Raw genomic sequence first — 19,068 nt, forward strand, 5'->3', positions numbered from 1 at the left:
GCTTGACGGAAAAGCTGGCATCGAACACGCCAACCACATGGCCGGTCTTGCTGAAGATTTCGTTCTTGTCGGCCCCCTTGCGGAGCATCTCCATGGCCATGTCGGGGTTGGGCCCGAAAACCTTGAAAATGTTTTTCACCGATAGAATTTCTTCGGTTTGGTTCATACGACTACGACCTCTTTTTATGCTTATAACCAAAAATTTGTTTTTGCTGATGATTTTTATTCAGCGAAGACGGTAATTTATTGGCAGTCTGTTCAAATATGAACGTGAGTCAGTTTTGCGCTTGGGGTTGGTCCTTGCGATTCTTATGTGAGCATGTCCTTATTCGCTCTTTTGAGCACCTCTGCAGATTAAAATGCAGTTAGCATTAGACGGTGCGTTCGCAGTTGGTCGTGCCTTTTAGAGGCATGCGATGCGTGCGCGGATGTGGATTTTCAGCGGTGCTGCATTCCGACCACGCTGTACTGTTTTTTTGTTTCGCGATTCGACCATGTGAAATAGTGTGGGCGGTCATTTTTACCCTCTAGCATGGTGATGGTACGCCGGTGCGAGGCACACCTTTGTCTAGAGCCATGCAGTCACAGTGGCAGATGGTGTTTTGGTATTTAACCTAGGGCTGGTAATCTGCTTCTGCTTGGTAGCCAGTCTAAGTCGTGAATTCCACTAATTTGAATCGACATTTTTGACGGTGTACTGATGACAAAATCGAATGGCACCCTTCGACGCTAGCCAGCAAAGCGGATTTGCATGACCTACAAGGTCTGATCGTAGACTGCTTCCTCACGGACAAGGGCTCCATGGGCGCATTGTCCCGGCATTTACTTATACGGCTCATGCTTTGCCTGAAGCGGTAGCGCCGCAATCGCAGCCGAAAACTCGGCTACCTATTAGTTACCTTGGACGCCCTTCTAAATTTCAAGTGGATACTGCGCTTTAGTTGATGATGCACTCTCATCTCTGGAGGATGCAGTAGACCTCCCTTGCGATGTAGCGCTTGAGGCAGCGGATAACTGCTGCCACATAGTGCCACTGGCCTTGAGGCCACTCGTACGGAGTGTCACCGCGCTCAACTGTGGCCTTCTTGTAGGCATGTGAACTCGGTTGCTTACTGAACAGCTTCATTTCGAGCATCAACTGCACCTGGAAACTACCGACCTGAATGCCCTCTTCGTACATGGTGCGTCGACTCTCTGTGGCACTGCGGCTCTGTGTAAATAGCTCTTTGATCCAAACCCGCAGTGCCAGTCGCGCACGTCCGGAAATCGTCGGTTATGGCAATATGCGTAGTAACACGATCGAATACCAAGCAGAGCAATTCGACAGGTTCCTCACGGCGGAACTGGTTCACCCAGCGGCGCAGTGCTGATTTAACTAAGGCGGACGACCGGGCGACTTCAGCGAGTCTGCAGCCCTTAGCCAGGCGCCGAGCCGTTATAGGAAACTACCTAATGCGAGAAGCAGCAGCAGTACAATGATGACCTTTCGGGCCTTTGCTTCCTCTATACCTTGCGCAAGCCTTGAGCCAAGCCATACCCCAAGTACCAGCACTGGCAGGCTCATGAATCCTAGATGTAGCGACTCTGGTCCAAACATATCAAGGGCCCAGAAAGCGGGGAGAGCCGCTACATCCATTGCAAGAAAAGCTGCGATGATCGAAGCCCGTCCTGCCTCCAGCGCCAACGGAGAGCCAAGGAAGAAAACGATGACTGGAGGGCCGCCTAGCCCCAGGGAGCCATTGAGGACCCCTGCGCCTGCACCGGTTGCAGCAGTCTGCATGAACGATGGCATCCTCTGAAGCTTGAATCCTGTGATCAAGGCCAAGCAGCAGGCAATTATGAGTACCGCGAGCACGACCCTTACGTACTCTCCAGGTACCTTAGCAAGCAGATACGCTCCCAGCGGCGTCGCAATGATCGACGCGATAACAAGAACCCGGATGGAGCCCCAGTGCACCTGTCCCCATATCGATGGCAATAGCTTCAAGCCGGCTGCAATTTCCAGAATAAATATGGCCGGTACGATCGTCGACAACGGAAGCGCGAACGAAAGTGACATGATGGCCAACAGCGTGAAACCGAAGCCGGAGAAGCCTCGCGCAATCGCAGCTACTAGAACGCAACCAAGGGCATAAGCAGTAACAAACGGCGAGACAAGCACAAAATCAGAAAGCATATTCACTGCACCCGATCATCGATGGAGTTCTACATCAACGTGGCGCTGGGGCTTAATCTCGTCAGGCGATACGAAGCTTTAGCGACGATGGGTAGTCTGCAGATCAAAGGGCCATTCGGATAGAAGGGGATGGACTCAAAACATGAGGTATAAGCGTCGTGGGCTTCTTGCATCGTTCAATCACCAAACCGCTCCACGGCACTACCTGCTCCATCTCAGCCAGGAAACGCTCGCGACGGGTTTGCTTGCGCTTACCGGCGTACTCAAAATCGGAAAAGCTCATCTGACTCATGGGATGGAGGGCTTGTGGAGGGCAATTGGAGGGCTATGTCAGCACAGGTCTGATGACCTGTGCTGACTTGATCGGATCCCCAAAGGCGCTCAAGGAAAGCCACCTCGGTGGGCAACCTCACTTGGCCGATGTACCGCGTCAGATCTCAGTCGCTCGGAGGACAACAAACGAAGATCCTCAGGGCATCGGAGGTCGCAGAGAAAGGAACGGGTTATCTGGAGGAGGCGGCAGACCAAGGAGATTCACGTCACGCAGGATGTAGCCGTTGAGGGATGTGGTTTTCCGCGGGCCTCGTACAGTGCAAGTCCAAATGTTCTGCCTATTAGGCTTTCTCAGATGAGCATCTAGCTTTTCAAAGTGATGTTGGATTCGTCGCCAGGCGTCGCTTTGAGAGTCTGCTTCGGCTGACTCGGGGTGTTCGGCGGCGTAGCGTTGGAAAATGCCTGGGGTGACTAGGAAAAAAGTGCCTTCTACGGTATGGACCTTGGCCTTGCTGTCGTTGATCACCAAGCGATGTTTGAGAACTCCTTCGCGGAGCCATTCGAGGAAGGCCAGCCCCTTGGGATCCTTGGGTGACGCAGTGGTGGATTGCAGGCTTCCCGCGCTTGGTCCAATTTCGACCTCGCTTGGTTCTTGCAACATGTCCATCAAATCGTCGAGATAGTCAAAATCCTGGTTCTGGTGCTCGGATACGGGCTGGTTTTTTTCCGGCGTTGGTTGCGATCGATCCAAAGTCGACTCGCAGGTTTCACCGGCCGGCAGAGGATGTTTCATCATCGGTTCAACCGTTCCTTTAAAGTAGTCTGGCCGGGGGGCATCGGCCCAGATCAGGCTCGGTTGCAGGCGGAGAAAAGTAAAGCGATGTTGCCAGTCATCGTCTGTTACGTTGGCATTCCATACCGCTTTGCCCTCAGGTGTCGCATCCACCAATCCATGCGACTGCAGTTCATCGAACAAGGCGATGTTGGAGGAGGGGATGCCATCCACGGTCTGAGCCAGCAGGTAGGCGCGCAGTTTGTCGGTGGCGGTTTTACTGACCAACCACAGATGGTCTTCGGTGAGCCAACCGGCTGCACCGGGCTGGTTGAATTTGAACTCGTTTTTAACCAGGTGACGCAGGCCCGTGAGCAGGTGATGCTGCAACGAGTGTTTAGGTGCCAGCAGGGCCTTAGTGGGGTTGGCGCCGATGTTCTGCGCGGTGGAGACCCGGTCCGCTTGCAGCACCAGTTCCCCGAGGGTACCGGCATGCTCGTAGTGGTTGGCCAGCAGAAACAGTAGGTGGCCCCACAGGAGTGGATAGCTGCTGAGCCAGTCGAGCTGGAGAGGCGTCAAAATCCGTGTGTACAGCAGCCCCGTGGCGGCGCTGTGCAGCTTGTAGTCGCGGCCGGCCAGGTAGCGAAAACGATAGGGCTGGGCCAGAGGACCGTGCCACGGGTGCCACACCTCACCATTCTGATACTCCACCTGCAGGTCGACGGCAATCTTGCCAATGTCATGGAGCAGGGCGCCGAAGGCAATCGCCGCGCTCCAGGCGTCGGCCTGCGCGGCCTGGTCTTCTGGCGCGGCGCCGCTGGGTAGCAGGTACGATTGGCGCAACTTCAGGCTGCAGGCCATCAGCTCTAGTCCATGGTCGAGCATGCCGCCCGGGTAGGCATGGTGGTGACTTTCGCTGGCAGGGAGTTGCTGTACATAGGCGGCGTAGCGGCGGATCGGGTCAAGGTAGAGCTGATTGAACTGCGGCTCGGAGAGCGCTGTGTATTGCCAGATGCGCTCCAGCAGCTTTTTCCGGTGGTCGGCACAGAGCAGGGATTCGGCGGGTAGTGGGAGGAGAAATCCCTCGGGTGCTGGAGCGAGTATGGGCTCCACAGCATTGCCTTTTTCATGCTTGAACCACCAGCGCTTCATCGCATTACCTGCTTTGCATTCAGAAGGTCCTTTTGCCTTTTCGGATAGAGCTCTTACCCTTGTGCCCCCTTCCATTGCTGCCGTTATCCTTTACCCTCTAGGCCCTTTTCGCGAACGCGTAAATTCGAAGCTTGGCGCATCGGGTTACGTGTGGTGCGGGAATGGCCTGTCCTTTTTTCGGGAGGTAGACTGTTCGGCACTATTTGGGGGAAGGTAGCCTGATGACGTTGAACGATGCCATTTTAATCGTGCTACTGGCCGACCGGATTCATGGGACCGATGCTGCCATTCGATCAGCAGCCAAGCGCTGTGCGAAACAGCTGCCACGCAGTCAGCGCGACATGTTGTTCAAGATCGGCAACAGTGCTGCACCTCGTGAACTAGTGGGCCACCTTTGCCAGTTTTTGCCGGACTGATTAGTCACATAGATATGTGGACATGTTGAAGGATGAAAAGTTAGCTGAAGAGCCAATTCACGCTCGGCTAGTACTTGTGCATCAGGTAATATCGGCTCACATGCCCCAACCCTAGGAAAGATTTCACATGTCCAAACTTGCCGAATTCAAAGCACTGGAAGCTCAACTGGCTGCTCAACTTCAACAGCTGGACGCGATGAAAAACGATTCCGGCCTGAAGCAGGAAATCGAGTTCGAACAAAAACTCAAGGCCTTGCTGGATCAGTACGGCATGAACCTGCGCCAGGTCATCACCATTCTTGACCCGTCCAAAGGCGTGAGCGTGACCACTTCCAGCGCCTCCACCGGCGCTCAGCGCAAGCCGCGTGAAGTTAAACGCTACAAGCATCCGCACAGCGGCGAGATCGTCGAAACCAAGGGCGGCAACCACAAGATCCTCAAGCAGTGGAAGCAAGAGCACGGCTCGGATGTCGTCGAGAGCTGGCTGCAGTAATCACTTGCTCAATTGCAGCGGCCGATGGTTGGCGTTGCAGGTAAAACAAAGGCCCCGGTTGGGGCCTTTCTATTGAAGGTGAAAAGTTATGCCGTGAGCCGTTCCGTTGCCTCGGTAGCCTGATCCGGCATCAGCGCCAACAGGTACTCGGATGCCTCTCGCGCCAAACCGCTGGCGCGGAAGATGGCCCGCTTATCTTCCTTGAGGATCTTCAACCAGGACGCCAGGTACTCCTCGTGGCGCAGCTCGCCCTGGGTGCCGGTGAGGGCGCAGAGAAATGCTGCACCCATCTCCGCGACCAATTCCTCGAAGGCGTAGGCTGCAGAGCCAAAGGCGTGACAGCCCGTGATGCCTTCCCGGTTGAGGCGGGAGTGGTGACCCGACCAATGCGTCAGCTCATGCAGCGCGGTCGCGTAGTAGCTGCCGACGTCCACGAACTGGGCCTTGGTGGGCAATTGAATGAGATCCCGGATCGGTAGATAAAACGCGGAATCACCATACCGATGCTCGATGTGTGCGCCGCTGGCGTCCAACAGTCGCTCGGCAGGTGCATGATCGATGAACGCCATCGTATCTTCACCTTCGTCGTTCTGCTGTTCCTCGATGGGTAGTCCCTCGGTCTGCTCGATGTTGAACAGGCAATGCGTCCGCAGTAGCGCGAATTGCACCATCTTGACGTTGCCTTGCTCATCACGGACGACTTGACCGTCTTCGTCGTGTGCTTCCTTGCTCATGGGCTTGTACAGTACTGCGAGGGTCGATTGTTCGCCCTTGCGTATGTGACCACCGGCTTTCCGTGCCTGGTTGTAGGTGAGCCAGCGATCCTGGCGGTACCCGCGCAGGCGGGCTTCGGCCCACAGCAGTGGAATGTTGATGCCGGCGTAGGGTCGCCGAGTGATCGCGTTAATGGGGAAAGGTGCGTCAGCACTGGAACCTGAAGTGGTCCAGGGTTTGATCCAGGGGATGACCCCTTGGCTCAGGGCACTGACAATCTTGTTGGTGACGTCTAGGTAGATATCGGACATGACGTTCTCCAGTCAAAGAGGGGAACGCTGCCCGGCCGGGAAGGGTTCCCGGTGGGGTAAGTGGACAGTGGTAGTGCGGGCGTTCAGGCCGATGAGATGTCCATACCGATCTCATGTGGCAACCTGATATGAAGAAAAACAGGGCCGGTCGCTGGTGTGATTTGATTTACCTGTAGCTGAGTAGCTGCCGGCGATGAGTGCGATTCGCGCTGGGAAGGCTGACTGAGCAGCAAATCGAGCGATTGGCGCAAGTGGCGACGACCTACTGAAGCCAAGGCGATTCCCAAGACGGCTTGCAAGCGCTGCCCTGATTGCTCGACTGCGTCAGTAGCCGTACCAACCTCGGTGATGAATTGCCATACTCCTGGACTCAGGACAATGGCGGGTAAGGAGCGGTGCTTCCTGGACACGGGTGCCTCCCGGGAGCTGATCCTGCGATGGCTTCACGAACAACTTGGGGGAAGTCCCATCGCCACAACTCACACTTTGAACTAAGCGTGTCTAGGCATTAAAACGCGCTTGCCCGTGGGGTCAATGCCCAACCTAGGGCACCGAGCAGGTCAAGTTTCCAGCCGCTTCCAGCGAAGGCTTTCCATCCCAAAATTCCAGATGAATGGCTCGCTGTTGTTGGCGTAGAGATTGAAATGAGCGATATCCCAGAGAAACACAGGCTCGTGCTTTCCTGGGATATCGTGGGTGTTGCGAGAGCATTCAGGACTTCCCGGAGGGGGCAATCTCTGCAGCAATGTACAAGTGGGTGGATGTGGCCTCGATTACGAGCGACCCGCTGGTGCCGCGTAGGCTTTCCAGAACGGGATCATCAAGGTCGAAGTACTCGGCAAAATCGTCGCCGCCGAATTCACTGCGTGCGCGATTCCACCAGGCGTCAAAGTCGTCGACGTCAGGGTTGCAACCCATGGCGTAGGCAATGTGTTTGCGGCTACCTCCGTCGGGTTTGCTTTCGCCGAACTCGGACATGAGGTAGACACCGTGGTCTTTGACCAGGATGACTCGGCAGCCGATGACGGCCGCTTCAGTCAAAACAGCATGAAGTTCAGTTCCTGTGAAGCGCAACATGGTGAGTTCCTCCAGGTAGTGCGGAGGAATACCACCCATGCGGGAAGAATTCCCAGCACGGAAATGGAAAAGGAGCTTCAACGGAGCAGGGCTCCGTGAGGCAGATGTGAAAGAGCGCTCATCACCGCGGAAGCGGTAACCGGGCGAGCCGCCGAACGCTAATCGCCCTTGGGACAACCATCACGGGAGTGATGTGGCCTTGAAGGTTGTGGCCACCTGGGGTGCTGGTTTTCCAGCGCTTGCCTGTCCGGTTTATCAAGCGGGACGGCATAACGTCAATGGTGATTTTCAGAAGAGTGCACTGCATCAATCCATGCAGTGCCACTGGCGATCAGCAGCGTAAACCAAGTGATCAACGGTCATGGAAATCCGCAGGAGAGGAGTAAGCTAAGGCTTGGATCCAAATTGTTTACAGCGGTTTGACCGCACGTGCGGTGAAGTAAATGGAGGTAGGGAAATGGCGACTCCAGCGTCTTCAAACCCCAGCCGTACTTCTTTCGGCAAGTATTTGATTCGTGCCGCAACTCGCGCGGGTCGATTGGTGAATCAGCTAGAAGCCAGCGTGCTGAATTCACCGATGTTGGCGAGCGTTCCGTTTGGGTATCGCCGGCTCGGAATGCAGATTGTTAAGGTGATTCTTTTGCTTGCTGTCGCATCAGTAGCATTCTTCCTGGCGGTCGGAATGGTAGCCCTATGGGCGTTTGCCGCGCTGCCTATTGAAGCGAATGATGATGAGCCCGATGTATTCGAGGTTAGCCATCCTCAGCATCGTTTCAAGTATCCAGAAATGTACGACGAACATGGATCACTTCGATAACTGATTACTTAAGCTTTTGTACGCCTCCAACAACTTGTGATGTTCCCTTCCCAGCTTGGAGTTTGGCACTCTCTGCACCTTGAGTTAGAAGGCTCTGAACGTTGCTGCCAACGTTGTACCCCGCCCAACTCATGGTTCCCAGAAAGAACATCGGGAGCACCAAAAACATCGCCCCCATCACGTACTCGATCACCTGCGCGGTGACCGTCCCATCCATGAACCCTGCCGTTGGTAATGTTAAAAGCGCCTGGTCCGTGACAGAGACCTGGTGGTACAGCGTGTCCAGCATGCTCGAGTCGATCCAGCGGGCCAGCTCCCACCAGAACGTCAGCATGTGCAGCGTGAAAAGCGCGAAGGTGACTGTCATGAGTGCTTTGAGCTGGTAGGTACTGATCAGCAGCACCAGTGGCAAGCTGATGATCGTGCCCATGATCAGGAAGGCCTGCACCATCGGCAGTGCAGCGCGTAGCGCATTCATCGCCGGGAAGTTGCTGAACGAGCCCAGGGCCAGGCCGGTGTTGGTGGCGAGATTGTTGAGCCCCTGCGTCAACGAGCCGCCTCGGGCACTGCTGCCGTAGTCCTGGAACACCTGACCAGGCGCCATGCTCAATGACTGCTGGCGGGGGCTAACCAGTTCACGCAGGGTAGCGTTTTCGATTTCGGTGGAGCTGTGTCCGGTCAGCCAACCGCGCAATTGCGTGAGCAGGTTTGGATCGACCTCGGCGACCAGGCGGTCGCGCAAGCCGACCGTGGCATCGCTCCACCACTGCTTGCAGGTAGGGTAGCCCGCACCGTTGTCCAGCCGGGGCAGGGAGGTGTCCCGCGTTTCGTCATACGGCCAATCAACCCGGGGCGTGTGCGAGCGATCCGTGTCGTAGTAGCCCGGTGTGTCAAGCAGATACGTCGAACCAATCCAGGACGCATCGTAGCTCTGCGACTCGTCCAGCTCAGGGCGGTTGGTAAACAGCCGCGAGCGCGAATAGCCATAGCAGTCGCGGGTGAAATCAGCGACTTCCTGCAGCAGCACCTGGTCGTTGATCCGCGAGCTGTCGATCTCCATCCGCATTGCACGAATGTCGGGTGCGCAGGGGATCGACGCCGTGGCGGCGGCGGTAACGCCCTTGCTCATGGCATGCACCAGGTACCACCACACCGGCACATTTGCTGATTTCTCGCCGATGGTGTTGAAGGTAGTTCCCCAGGCCGTGTCCGCGGGCTTGGCCATCGACACCCCGCAGCGCTGGCTCGCCGCATCGTCGAAGGTCACGGAGGAAAGGTTCAACGGGAAGAACGGCATGCAGCCAAACAGGATGACGATGTAGCTCATCCACAGGCGGTTCTCGACGCGGGGGATCGACAGCAAGCCCTTGTTGCCCTCGTCGGCCCCCTGTTGGCGGGCGGATAACCACTCCTGAAGGATGATCGCCCCAAACGGAGCAGCGAACAGCCCGGTGTCCGCCAGCGTGTTCCAGATGCCGTTGTTGATGATCCAGGCCAGCAGCGACAGGTAGTACTCAAGGTAGCTGTTGGTGCTCATGTTCATGGCTGCACCTCATACGCGCGACAGTTCGACCAGGATGATCGAGCTGAAGCCGATCAGGCCCAGGCGCAAGAGCCGTTGCTGGTCTTCCGAGGTTGGCCGCAAGCGGAGTGCTGCGGTCCAGCCGGCGAAAATCAGGGTGTACAGTAGGGCTCGCCAGTAGGCGAGATATGGCGTACTCCCCTGTCCCTCCTTGACCCATTCCAACTGGGGTCCGCTCAATTGCAGCGCCATCGAGGCAATCAGCAACATGACCATCACGACGCCGAGGATCAGCAGGCCCCGAACGACCGAGCTCATCACAGAAAACGGCATCATGGCGTGCTCCTTCCCTGATCCGCTCGCTGCAGGCGGTCTGGGCGTGGCTCGCGCTGGTCGATATTGCGTGAGGCATCGGCGCCGCCGGCGTGGCGATCGAGGACCAGGCTGGCGGTATTGGTGGCCAGCGTTTGGCGCACTTGCAACTCCGTTTGCAGCAGGCGGATCTCGCGCTCCAGCGTTTCGACGTTGCTGTTGAGGGCGGTGGTGGCGGGCTGCGTTGACGCCACATTGGGCTCACGGCTACCGGCGAGCAACGTGCGCTGCAGTAGCATCGCTTTGTAGATCACGCTCGACAGCGCGGTCTCGCTGGCCAAACGTCGGGCCAACAGGTTCTGATCGGGGTCATCACGCAGGCCTTCAATCACGCCGCGCGAAACCTGTAGCAACGGGCTGGAGACTTTGCCGAGGTTCTCTGGCGTGGGCTCCTCTGCGCCTGACAACATGCGCTGCAAGCCCTCGAGGTGCTGGGTGTAAGTTTCCTGGATCAGTGGCGTAAGACCGGCGCCCGCGCTCACGCGCAGCGTCTCGCAATCGTCACAGGTCTCGACCTCGGTTTCGCCGAGCACCCGAGTGGCCCATTCGGCAGCCTCCTCGGGACTCGCCCAGGCCTGGCAGATCGCGCCATTCTGACAACTTGAGCCGACGGCCGAGGTGTCTTCGACCGAGCGGTTGTGCAGCAGGTTGTAGCCCGCTTTGACCACGTCCGAGGTCACTCGGATCGGCGCCTGGCCATGACCGCCGGCTTTCTGCCCGCCGACCCAGCTGACGCCGTTGTTGCCGTTGTTCGATTCGGTGTCCTTTACCGCCGTAACGGCATCACCGTCGGACTGCTCCAGGTTGTGCTGCATTTCCTGGTTCTGCGCCAGTGCTCCCCAACCGGCCTGGTCCACCTTGTCAGCCATCTTCGCCGCCATCGCCTGGCAGGTGAGCTTCGAACGGTCAAAGTCTATGCGCCCCTGCAGCACGCCGTTGCTCAGCAGCTCGTACAGCCCGGGGTTGGCGCGCTGAATGATCATTGCCGGCAGCGACATCACCGCCTGGGTGGCGTTCTGGATGACGTTGCCCATGATCTGCTGGAAACCCTGGGTGGCACCGTTGAGCTGGTTCTGCAGGGTGTTGGAGAGGTTCATGTTTCCGCACATCATGTTTGCCCGCCAGGACAGGCCCACGCCGAGTCCGCTGGGGCGGTAGAGCGAGGAGGGTGCGCCTGCCGCCGATCCGCCACCGATGGTGTACATCACGCGGTCGTCCAACACCTGGGCCTGGTCGCCCAGGTGGTAGCCACTCTCGGCGGCGTGGCCAGCGGTGCACACGAAAAGACATATCAACCCGAACGAGAGGGCGTTCATCACTGGCCTCCATCAAAGTCGATGCTGAACAGGAAGGTCTGCCCCATGCGTTGGCAGCAGCGATACGGCCGCCACAACGACCAGGCGTAGGCGCCCTCGGCACTCTGGACGGTGGCGCTCGGGAAGATGGCGCAGGTGCTCTGCATCATCGGTGCGAGCAACTGCCAACGGTGGTTGTTGACGTTGTTCTCCATCACCGGCTGTGGCGGCCAATAGCCGGGAGAGGGCATCGGCTGCAGCGGCAAATAGACGTGTGGCTGGCCGACACGGGTGATGAAATCGCTGGCGCGCTGCGCCATCACCGCAGCGGCCTTGAAGTCGTCGGGCTGTACCAGGAAGCCTTGGCGTGGGTAGACGCTGCCCCACATGTTGCCGAGGGCCTGGCTCCCGATTTCGCGCACGCCCGGGACAAGCGCCTGCGGGTACACGGACTCGGGAATGGCGTGGCGCCAAGCCAACGGATCGAGCGTACTGAGGTAATAGGGCGCAAGTGGCACCGCACCGCTTGGACATGCATAGCCGAAGCTGCGGGCCAGGGCCGTCAGCGCCGCGCCGCCGGGGTGCCCGATGCCGTCGACATTCTTGAAGCGGGGCAGGTTGTTGCGCTGCGGCGAGGGTGTGATCAGGTTGCCCCCGCCTTGCGACAGGGGTGTCGGTGCCGAAAGACCGGACATCTCGCCCCAGGGGTTATTGCCGGTGTCGGAATAGCTCGACACCACCAGCTCAGGAATGAAGTGACGGACTTTGGGCGAAGTTCTCACCGTGCAACCAAAGGGCGTACACAGCAGCCAGTAGCAGATCCCCACGATCCGGTACTCCAGACACTGCAGCGACGCGACCGAGGCAATGATGGAGGGAGTGGTTATCGCCAGGCACTGCTCGGCAGCCACGAGCAAAACGATCGCGATAAAGCCGCGACCTCGGCCAGATCTCTTTGGCTGTGGTGTACGACATGGGGCGGTCAAGTTCATCGGCAGCGCTCGGCAAGTGGCAACGGTGTGCATCCATGCGCCGAGTTGCAGCATCACGGATCAGGCAGAGGAGTGGGGCGGACAAACCGAGACTGGTGCCTTCGGTTTCTCCAGCCGGCATGGTGAGGACTGCAATTCGTCCTAAATTACCAAAGGAGTACATATGTACTCCTGTCGGGTTTTATTGATCGGCAGGCCACAGAGCATCGTGGGCCACGAGGTTCAGGACATGCCGCGCAAGCGATCGATGTCCGCCGCAATCCGAAGTGCGGCCTCCAGCTCGGATAGCTGATGCGCTTCCATCAACCGCCAGCGCTGGGCCTTTTCTTCGGGTTCGGTCATGGCCAGGGTGAGGTACAGACTCGGCGGGACTGCGCGAAACAGCGTCTCCAGCTGCTTCGACAAGACCACGCCCTCGGTGTACTTGCCAGAGGCCTTGCTCGCTGACAACAGCAGGGTCTTCTGTGCTGGCGTGAGCTTCTTGAAGCGCGCGATCTCTTCGATCTCCGCCGGCGGCATGTTCAGGCAGATCCACCATTCGATCATGTTGAGCATGGTCTGCGCCGCATCGGGGAAGTCGGCCAGGTTCTGCGTTGCCAGCCAGAACCAGGCGCCGAGCTTGCGCCACATCTTGGTACCCTTGACCACGAAGGGCGCCAGCAGCGGGTTCTTGGTGATGATGTGACCTTCGTCAGTGACCATGATGATCGGACGACCGAGGTATTGATCGCGTTCGGCAAGGTTGTTCACCGTGTTCATCAGGCTGATGTAGCTGATCGACATCTGCGCTTCATAGCCCTCGCGGGCATAGGTGGCGAGGTCGACGATCGTGACATCGCTTTCCGGCCAAGGGGTGCCTGGTCGGTCGAACAGCGCACCCTCGAAGCCCTGGCAGAACAGGTCGATGGACTCGGCCATTTCTTGGGCCCGCTCGCGACGCTTGTCGGGCAGATGGGCGTCGCTGGCCACCACTCGAAGGGCATCACGAACATGGCGCGTCATGACCTGCTGATCGCTGGCCGCACAGTGCCTGGCGGCGTCGAGGATGCACTCGCGAATCAGGCTGCGGTCAGCCCGGGTGAGGCGGGCCTCTTCCTTGACTTCGCCCCCGGTGATCATCAGGCGAGCGGTAATCTCCAGTTCGCCCAGCACATCGCGTTGCTCGTCACTGCCCGAAGCGTCTTCATCCAGGTCTTCGGTCGACAGACTGGCGACCTGGTCGGGGCGCTCGATCAGCCGCCGGGCATCGGCGAAGGGAGCCAGGCTCAAGCCGCTGCCGGGCTTGAGCTGAACCTTATTGACGGTCAGGCCGAGGGTGGCGAAGTAGTCGCCCTGCAGGCCGAAGGAGTTGCCAGCTTCGACAATGAACAGCCGCGGCCGATACACCGCCATGACTTGCATCAGGATCGAGACCAAGGTGGCCGACTTGCCAGCGCCGGTCGGGCCGAACAACAGCAGGTGACCATTCATGGAGCGGTCGAAGCGGGATAGGGGATCGAACGACAGCGGCGCACCACCTCGGTTGAAGAAGGTGATCCCTGGGTTGCCGGTACCGATGCTACGCCCCCACAGCGGCAACAGGTTGGCGACATGCTGAGCGAACAACAGGCGGGTGTACCAGTTCCGTTTATCACGAGCGGGGTTGTAGACCATCGGCAGCCAGCGCAGGTAGCTGTTGCAGGCGGCCACTTCATCGCCCTCACGCACCGGTTGCAGGCCGGCGCCGAGCAGTACGTTGGCGGCCTGGATCGAGCGCTGGCGCAATTGCGGCTCATCGGCGCCACGCAGGTACAGTGCCAAGGTGCCGCGGTATAGCTTGTGCTGGCGGCCAATCAGCGCGCGGGCCTCTTCCACGTCCTGGCGGGTCTGGGTCGAGGCCAGGTTTTCGCCGATGGCTTTGCGCGCCAAGCGGTTGAGTTGCTCCTCGAGCACATCCTGAGGTGTGATGACCAAGGTCAAGCTCAGGACGGCCTGCTCGGGTAACTGGTCAAACAGAGCGTTGAGCGCTTCACCCTTGCGGGTCTCGCCGGTCAGCTGGCCGATGTGGGGTGGCCTGCGCAGTTTGTCGACCACCATCACCGCGTGCGGCTGTTGATCGAAATACCAGAGCCCCTGCTCGCTGTCCGAGCGTGGCTCCTGAAAGAACAGTCGCTCGGCAAAGTCGTGGTCGAACGGTAGCGACAGCCCATCGCCGTCATCGATCTCCGGGTAGGGCACGCGTCGATAGAACGCCGCTGGTGATTCACCGGTGAGAGTCGGGGCCGGATTGAACCACGGCAGCAACCAGGCATAGAAATCCTGCCCCGTCAGCCGCCGAGGATTGACCCCGCAGGCCTGCAACGAGGCCATCAGGCGGTCACAGGTCCTTCCCAGCAATTGAGCGGGGTTTTGCCCTTCGTCGTCGGCCTGGTCACCGAGCCAGCGATAGACCACCAGCCGAATCCGTCGATTGCTGCCGCGCCAGGGCAGGTGCGACACGACATGGTCGTCGAACAAGCCGCCTGGCTTGGCAATGGCATCGAGGTGGTGTTGCATCGAGGTGAGGAAAGCTGCAGTGAAGGGGGTACCTGTCGCCCGTGGTGCAACGTACTGTTCCAGGCGCTCCAGGTACGGGGAAAAATCACTGTCGTCCTGACAGAAGAATTGCACCACCCAAGGCGCCTGGTCGAGCTCGTCTAAGCTGTCCTGCAGCGCATCCTCCAACGCATCGCGCGCCGCCATCAGCCATTCGGGCTCACGGCCCTCGGTGCCGATCGGCTGCAACTCGAACACGGCGCCCACCGAGCGGTTGTCGTCGAGTAGAAAGCACTGCTCCTCCTCGAGGTATTCGACCCAGGGTAAGTGGTCGGTAAAGCTGGGGTTGTGCGCATACTGCGTAGCTTCGTCCGCACGCGTTGCGCGCCGACGCTGCGCGGCGCGCCAGGGCTGCCAGCGCTGCGATGTGCGATCTGCATCCTCGTCCATCACAGATCGTCCAGGCGCTCGCCGGGTAGTGCGTACTGGACCTTCTCGTACAACGGGAACACGGTCGAGTAGCCGGGCACCGGCGCCTGCTGGGTGCCGGCCAGGTGCGGGTAGACGTACATCACCAGGTCGGGATTAGGCAGGCGTGGAAACTGGGCGCGGATCTCGTTGGCGGCTGTGCGGGTGTAGGCGCTCTGGTCCTTGATCAGGCGCTCAGGATCGAGCACCGGCCGACGCAGTTCGCCGCGAGCCTCCTGCAACTGCTGCTGCGTGCCGACCGCGCCACCGCTGTTCCAAATGTCCAGCATGGTGTGGTCGCCATGGGGCAGCATTTCGTCCTTGCTGGTGGTGCAGCCCGCCAAGTGCAGGCACAGCAGCAGGCTAATCCAGGTCCAGTACCGAAACGGATGGGCGTTCATGATTCACTCTCCGGCCTTTGGGTTCGTAATCGATGCTGATTTCGTGATCTAGGTGCAAGGCCACCTTGGCCCCCGGCGGGACGTAGATCGCGGCAAAGGCTTCGCCGTAGAGCTTGTTGATCCAGTCACGAATGTCGCCGATGCCACCGCTGATGACCGAGTTCAGCGCGCTGTTGCCGCTGTTCTGCGACAGCCCCAGATTGCCGCTGGCCGAGTTGATGAACGAGGTGTTGGTTTGCTCGCTACCCAGCGCTGCCGCGAAGCCGGCGCCGGCCGCAGTGATCAGGCTCTGGCTGCCCAAGTACTGTTGGGCGTTGGAACGGCGCTCGCCGGCGATGCAGGGAATGCCGTAAGGGTCGGAGATGTAGCCCAAGCTCCCGCGGATCTTCTCGGTGTCCGAAGTCTGGGTACTGCTGCGGTTGCGGCTGACCACCTTCTGCGGCTGTGGCACCGTGCGAACGGTGCCGTCGCTGAAGACGAAGGTGATCGACTCGACCTGGCCGCGTACGCAGGACAAGGTCCAGTCACCGGCCGCAGTCCCGCTCATGACTGCACCGACAACGTCGGGCAGGTCGATGCCGTTGGCGGTGAGGTTGTCCGGTCCCACCAGCACCTTGAACGGATAGGGATCGTTCACCGTGCCGTCCACCGGCACGCGGCCAATCAGGGCGGTCATGGCAATCGAACCCATCAGGGTCGAGTTCTCGGGGATTGTGTAGACCGGCTTGGCACCCTCAGTCCGGGCCTCAGTGTTTTCCAGGTCGCGCTCGCCCTTGGCCACGGCGCGCAGATGGTCCTGGCCCCGGTCGATCGCGTTGTTGTCCAGGCCATGCAGATCCTTGAACTTTGACGTCAGCGCCGACAACGGTCCCTCAGTTTTACTGGCTCCTTCCTGGCCAGCACGTGTATTGGATGGCTCGATCCACTGCACCGCATCCGCCGGCAGTTGTGCTCCGGAGAATTGTTGCTCGTCACCAGGTTCGAGTCCAAAGCCCACAGGTACGTCGGATTTTACGGCCGGCTTGCTGGTGAGCTGGTCCTTGAGCCGGGACAGCAAACCCTGGGTCTCGCGGTGCTGTTGCTCGGCCTTCTGCCGGGCATCGTTGGCCTGTTGGCGCTGCTCGGTGACTTGCTGGGTGACACTGCTCAGCGTGCTCTGAATGCGACTGTCGATGTTGCCTTCGCGGGCGCGCAGCCGGTTGTTCTCGGACTGCAGCGTCTCATTGCCTTTCTTCAGCGACAGCATCTCGCTACGCATCGCCTTGACTTGGCCAATCAGCGTGGCCACGGTGTCGCGCGGCGTGTCGCCGGCAATGCCGAGGGCTTTGGCCTGTTCAGGGCTTAGGGCGGTGTTTTCGGGATCACGGACAGGTTGAGCGTCTGGTGAAGATACCCAGGATTTGCCGATGATCAGCACAATCCCCAGCAGGACCGCAGGTACCAGCCATTTCAGCACACCGTTAGCTTTCATGATCGGCAGCCTCCGGCGCTGGCGGTGGCAACAGCAGCGCGTGCCTCAGGTCGCCGCCGCGGGTGACGAGGTACGCCACGGTGGTGTCTTCAGGTGTGCCGGCGTGCCCCAGGTACTCGTGCTGGAAGGTAGCGGCGTACAGCGTGGCCTGCAGGTGACGCGGGTCCAGTGTGACCTTGGCCGACCCACGGTTGACGATCTTCACCGCCGTCACCCAATAATTACCCAGCCGCCAGGCGGCAAGTCCCTTGATGGAGACGTGCTCGGTCGGCAGGAGCGTGCTGAATCCAGAAGACTCGCCCAGCGGGACCAGACGCACCCCGGGCAAGGGCGCCACGGTGCGCAGCGGCGCATACAGGTTCTGGGCCGCGAAGCGGGTCAGCACCACCGGTACCGGCGTCGCTGCCGGTGCTGCATCCTTCGCGGTTTCCACGTCTGGTGCCTGGGCCTGAGCCACGATCTTGACCGGCTCCAGCGTCTCGCTGCCCTGGAGCGCTTCAATGTCGACCAGGATGATGTCGCCTGACTTTACCGACTGCAGCTGCAGTCGGGTCGGGGGGATGGCTTCCGACGCACGCAGGTACACCGTCCCGCCAACCGATTGCACACGCAGCTTATTGGTAATCGCACCGGGCAATCCGACGCGGACATCCTCATCCAGCATCAGGATACGTTCCTGACCCACCGTCAACGGCACTGCCAGCGGCAAGCGGTCCCAGTATTTGACTTCGACGGCGCCTGCGGCTGAACACCACCCGGCCACCGACACCAGAATCAGGATCAAGACACCCATCATCACGCACCTCCAGGCAGCGTCAGCTTCTGCGGTGTGCCTTCGTAACAGTCCAGGGCCAGGCCCCATTTGTTGCGTTCGGGGTCGACGTCGAAGCGCACCACCCGCAGCGGATAGCGCACGACCACGCGCTTCACCGGTTCGGCGGCGTAGTATTCGTCGGCATTCAGGTCGAGCTTGACCAGCCAGCTGTGCTTATCCAGCTGCTTCACCCGCAGATCGGGATCATCGCTGTAGCCGCGGCCCAGCACTTCGTACACGCCGCGCACGCGACCGCGCAGTTCGCCGGCCGCCTTGCGGTACTCGAAGTCACCATCGAAGAAGGCCTTGCACGCCGGTGTCAGGTAGGGCTGAAGGGCAAAGATGGCGCGGTGGTAGTCGACCTCGCCATCGCTGGGCCAACGGTTTAGCTGACCGAAGATATACAGGGCGAAGGCATAGATATTCTCGGGCGGCACATCCCACCATTTTCGCGTGCTGCCGGAGCGCAGATCCGGCGGCACGTGGATGGTCAGTTCGGATGGTGCGGACTGCCAGCCATACCAGATGCCACTGCACAGCAGTGCCAGGGTCGCTACGGCCAGGCGCAGGCTGAAAATGTGCGCCTGCTGCGCATCCACCTTGTTGCGGAAGCGGCTCATGGAGTGGTCCTCGCAGGCCGGCGCGTGCGCCGAACCGTCCACGGGCCAGAATGCAGGATCAGGTACTCAGTGCCGATGCTCCAGTGCACCGCCAGCTGCCACTGCAGGCGTCGATACAACCAGGTCTCGGGGCGGGCGCGTTTGGCCCGGCGCAGCAGCTTACCACCGCCAAGCAATACCAGTGCCATGCACAGGAACATGCAGGTGGGGAGGGTGGCGATAGAGGCGGTGGCCAACGCCAGCGGCGCGCCGAGGACAACACCCAGTACTGCGCCGACAATCAGTGCGACCCACATCTCGTCATTGGTGAGGCCGCGAAGGACGGCTGGATCGCGGTTCAGGCGTTCTGGCAGGAAGGTCAGAGTGCCGTCGGGGAGGGTAGCAGGGGCGTCGGACAT

The 19,068-nt window shown here is 59.6% G+C and carries 17 protein-coding genes and 2 pseudogenes; 3 read left to right on the forward strand and 16 right to left on the reverse strand.

Annotation, left to right across the window (positions count from 1 at the left end; genetic code table 11):
- The 4 genes and pseudogenes from ACN6NG_RS09705 to mobH all read right to left on the reverse strand — a co-directional run.
- Positions 1-166, reverse strand: a pseudogene (locus ACN6NG_RS09705) (glycine/betaine ABC transporter ATP-binding protein); the annotation flags it as partial.
- Positions 167-1,435: 1,269 nt separating this feature from the next.
- Positions 1,436-2,176 carry a sulfite exporter TauE/SafE family protein gene (locus tag ACN6NG_RS09710; RefSeq protein ID WP_044046981.1) on the reverse strand — a complete coding sequence of 247 codons (741 nt, stop codon included), beginning with the start codon at positions 2,174-2,176 and terminating at the stop codon, positions 1,436-1,438.
- 181 nt (positions 2,177-2,357) lie between these two features.
- Positions 2,358-2,468 (reverse strand): annotated as a pseudogene (locus ACN6NG_RS09715) (IS5/IS1182 family transposase); the annotation flags it as partial.
- Positions 2,469-2,645: 177 nt separating this feature from the next.
- Positions 2,646-4,373, reverse strand: a complete 1,728-nt coding sequence (mobH, locus tag ACN6NG_RS09720) for a MobH family relaxase (RefSeq protein ID WP_474313699.1) — start codon at positions 4,371-4,373, stop codon at positions 2,646-2,648.
- Positions 4,374-4,594: 221 nt separating this feature from the next.
- On the opposite strand from mobH, the gene ACN6NG_RS09725 reads away from it, so the two are divergent.
- Both ACN6NG_RS09725 and ACN6NG_RS09730 read left to right on the forward strand, forming a co-directional pair.
- Positions 4,595-4,789, forward strand: a complete 195-nt coding sequence (locus ACN6NG_RS09725) for a DUF7740 domain-containing protein (RefSeq protein ID WP_013972276.1) — start codon at positions 4,595-4,597, stop codon at positions 4,787-4,789.
- Positions 4,790-4,916: 127 nt separating this feature from the next.
- Positions 4,917-5,282 carry a histone-like nucleoid-structuring protein, MvaT/MvaU family gene (locus tag ACN6NG_RS09730; protein ID WP_013972277.1) on the forward strand — a complete coding sequence of 122 codons (366 nt, stop codon included), beginning with the start codon at positions 4,917-4,919 and terminating at the stop codon, positions 5,280-5,282.
- Positions 5,283-5,368: 86 nt separating this feature from the next.
- Here the strand turns inward: ACN6NG_RS09730 and ACN6NG_RS09735 are convergent, their stop codons facing one another.
- Positions 5,369-6,307, reverse strand: a complete 939-nt coding sequence (locus ACN6NG_RS09735) for an ArdC family protein (protein WP_013972278.1) — start codon at positions 6,305-6,307, stop codon at positions 5,369-5,371.
- Positions 6,308-7,018: 711 nt separating this feature from the next.
- Positions 7,019-7,384, reverse strand: a complete 366-nt coding sequence (locus ACN6NG_RS09740) for a DUF3085 domain-containing protein (protein WP_044046982.1) — start codon at positions 7,382-7,384, stop codon at positions 7,019-7,021.
- A 457-nt stretch (positions 7,385-7,841) separates the two neighbouring features.
- Here ACN6NG_RS09740 and ACN6NG_RS09745 point away from each other — a divergent pair, with 457 nt between their 5' ends.
- Positions 7,842-8,201, forward strand: coding sequence for a hypothetical protein (locus tag ACN6NG_RS09745; RefSeq protein WP_044046983.1), 360 nt, complete (start codon positions 7,842-7,844; stop codon positions 8,199-8,201).
- 4 nt (positions 8,202-8,205) lie between these two features.
- On the opposite strand, the gene ACN6NG_RS09750 is transcribed toward ACN6NG_RS09745, so the two are convergent.
- From ACN6NG_RS09750 to ACN6NG_RS09795, 10 genes are all read right to left on the reverse strand, one after another.
- Positions 8,206-9,744 carry a conjugal transfer protein TraG N-terminal domain-containing protein gene (locus ACN6NG_RS09750; RefSeq protein ID WP_013972280.1) on the reverse strand — a complete coding sequence of 513 codons (1,539 nt, stop codon included), beginning with the start codon at positions 9,742-9,744 and terminating at the stop codon, positions 8,206-8,208.
- A 9-nt stretch (positions 9,745-9,753) separates the two neighbouring features.
- Positions 9,754-10,059: a hypothetical protein gene (locus ACN6NG_RS09755; protein ID WP_474313702.1), complete on the reverse strand. Its 306-nt coding sequence runs from the start codon at positions 10,057-10,059 to the stop codon at positions 9,754-9,756.
- A complete protein-coding gene (locus ACN6NG_RS09760; protein ID WP_044046985.1) occupies positions 10,056-11,411 on the reverse strand; it encodes an integrating conjugative element protein in 1,356 nt (451 codons plus the stop codon). Before ACN6NG_RS09760 ends, ACN6NG_RS09755 begins: the two co-directional genes overlap by 4 nt.
- Positions 11,411-12,382 (reverse strand): TIGR03756 family integrating conjugative element protein, encoded by a 972-nt coding sequence (locus tag ACN6NG_RS09765; protein ID WP_474313981.1) that lies wholly within the window; start codon positions 12,380-12,382, stop codon positions 11,411-11,413. The genes ACN6NG_RS09760 and ACN6NG_RS09765 overlap by 1 nt, the downstream gene beginning before the upstream one ends.
- 222 nt (positions 12,383-12,604) lie before the next feature.
- Complete coding sequence (locus ACN6NG_RS09770; protein ID WP_013972284.1) at positions 12,605-15,346, reverse strand: conjugative transfer ATPase; 2,742 nt, start codon at positions 15,344-15,346, stop codon at positions 12,605-12,607.
- A complete protein-coding gene (locus ACN6NG_RS09775) occupies positions 15,346-15,765 on the reverse strand; it encodes a TIGR03751 family conjugal transfer lipoprotein (protein WP_013972285.1) in 420 nt (139 codons plus the stop codon). The genes ACN6NG_RS09770 and ACN6NG_RS09775 overlap by 1 nt, the downstream gene beginning before the upstream one ends.
- Positions 15,728-17,236, reverse strand: a complete 1,509-nt coding sequence (locus ACN6NG_RS09780) for a TIGR03752 family integrating conjugative element protein (protein ID WP_474313703.1) — start codon at positions 17,234-17,236, stop codon at positions 15,728-15,730. The genes ACN6NG_RS09775 and ACN6NG_RS09780 overlap by 38 nt, the downstream gene beginning before the upstream one ends.
- Positions 17,226-18,032, reverse strand: coding sequence for a TIGR03749 family integrating conjugative element protein (locus ACN6NG_RS09785; RefSeq protein ID WP_013972287.1), 807 nt, complete (start codon positions 18,030-18,032; stop codon positions 17,226-17,228). Before ACN6NG_RS09785 ends, ACN6NG_RS09780 begins: the two co-directional genes overlap by 11 nt.
- On the reverse strand, positions 18,032-18,670 hold the full coding sequence (locus ACN6NG_RS09790) for a PFL_4703 family integrating conjugative element protein (RefSeq protein WP_044046987.1): 639 nt from the start codon (positions 18,668-18,670) through the stop codon (positions 18,032-18,034). The genes ACN6NG_RS09785 and ACN6NG_RS09790 overlap by 1 nt, the downstream gene beginning before the upstream one ends.
- The gene (locus tag ACN6NG_RS09795) at positions 18,667-19,068 is read right to left on the reverse strand and encodes a TIGR03750 family conjugal transfer protein (protein WP_044046988.1); all 402 of its coding nucleotides are present in this window, start codon (positions 19,066-19,068) and stop codon (positions 18,667-18,669) included. The genes ACN6NG_RS09790 and ACN6NG_RS09795 overlap by 4 nt, the downstream gene beginning before the upstream one ends.

Source organism: Pseudomonas sp. TSO6, assembly GCF_056098905.1.

Bases quoted from the DNA above. Each gene is read 5' to 3' on its own strand.
- ACN6NG_RS09710 (WP_044046981.1), bottom strand. From the start codon at position 2,176: ATGCTTTCTGATTTTGTGCTTGTCTCGCCGTTTGTTACTGCTTATGCC.
- mobH (WP_474313699.1), bottom strand. From the start codon at position 4,373: ATGAAGCGCTGGTGGTTCAAGCATGAAAAAGGCAATGCTGTGGAGCCC.
- ACN6NG_RS09725 (WP_013972276.1), top strand. From the start codon at position 4,595: ATGACGTTGAACGATGCCATTTTAATCGTGCTACTGGCCGACCGGATT.
- ACN6NG_RS09730 (WP_013972277.1), top strand. From the start codon at position 4,917: ATGTCCAAACTTGCCGAATTCAAAGCACTGGAAGCTCAACTGGCTGCT.
- ACN6NG_RS09735 (WP_013972278.1), bottom strand. From the start codon at position 6,307: ATGTCCGATATCTACCTAGACGTCACCAACAAGATTGTCAGTGCCCTG.
- ACN6NG_RS09740 (WP_044046982.1), bottom strand. From the start codon at position 7,384: ATGTTGCGCTTCACAGGAACTGAACTTCATGCTGTTTTGACTGAAGCG.
- ACN6NG_RS09745 (WP_044046983.1), top strand. From the start codon at position 7,842: ATGGCGACTCCAGCGTCTTCAAACCCCAGCCGTACTTCTTTCGGCAAG.
- ACN6NG_RS09750 (WP_013972280.1), bottom strand. From the start codon at position 9,744: ATGAACATGAGCACCAACAGCTACCTTGAGTACTACCTGTCGCTGCTG.
- ACN6NG_RS09755 (WP_474313702.1), bottom strand. From the start codon at position 10,059: ATGATGCCGTTTTCTGTGATGAGCTCGGTCGTTCGGGGCCTGCTGATC.
- ACN6NG_RS09760 (WP_044046985.1), bottom strand. From the start codon at position 11,411: ATGAACGCCCTCTCGTTCGGGTTGATATGTCTTTTCGTGTGCACCGCT.
- ACN6NG_RS09765 (WP_474313981.1), bottom strand. From the start codon at position 12,382: ATGAACTTGACCGCCCCATGTCGTACACCACAGCCAAAGAGATCTGGC.
- ACN6NG_RS09770 (WP_013972284.1), bottom strand. From the start codon at position 15,346: ATGGACGAGGATGCAGATCGCACATCGCAGCGCTGGCAGCCCTGGCGC.
- ACN6NG_RS09775 (WP_013972285.1), bottom strand. From the start codon at position 15,765: ATGAACGCCCATCCGTTTCGGTACTGGACCTGGATTAGCCTGCTGCTG.
- ACN6NG_RS09780 (WP_474313703.1), bottom strand. From the start codon at position 17,236: ATGAAAGCTAACGGTGTGCTGAAATGGCTGGTACCTGCGGTCCTGCTG.
- ACN6NG_RS09785 (WP_013972287.1), bottom strand. From the start codon at position 18,032: ATGATGGGTGTCTTGATCCTGATTCTGGTGTCGGTGGCCGGGTGGTGT.
- ACN6NG_RS09790 (WP_044046987.1), bottom strand. From the start codon at position 18,670: ATGAGCCGCTTCCGCAACAAGGTGGATGCGCAGCAGGCGCACATTTTC.
- ACN6NG_RS09795 (WP_044046988.1), bottom strand. From the start codon at position 19,068: ATGTCCGACGCCCCTGCTACCCTCCCCGACGGCACTCTGACCTTCCTG.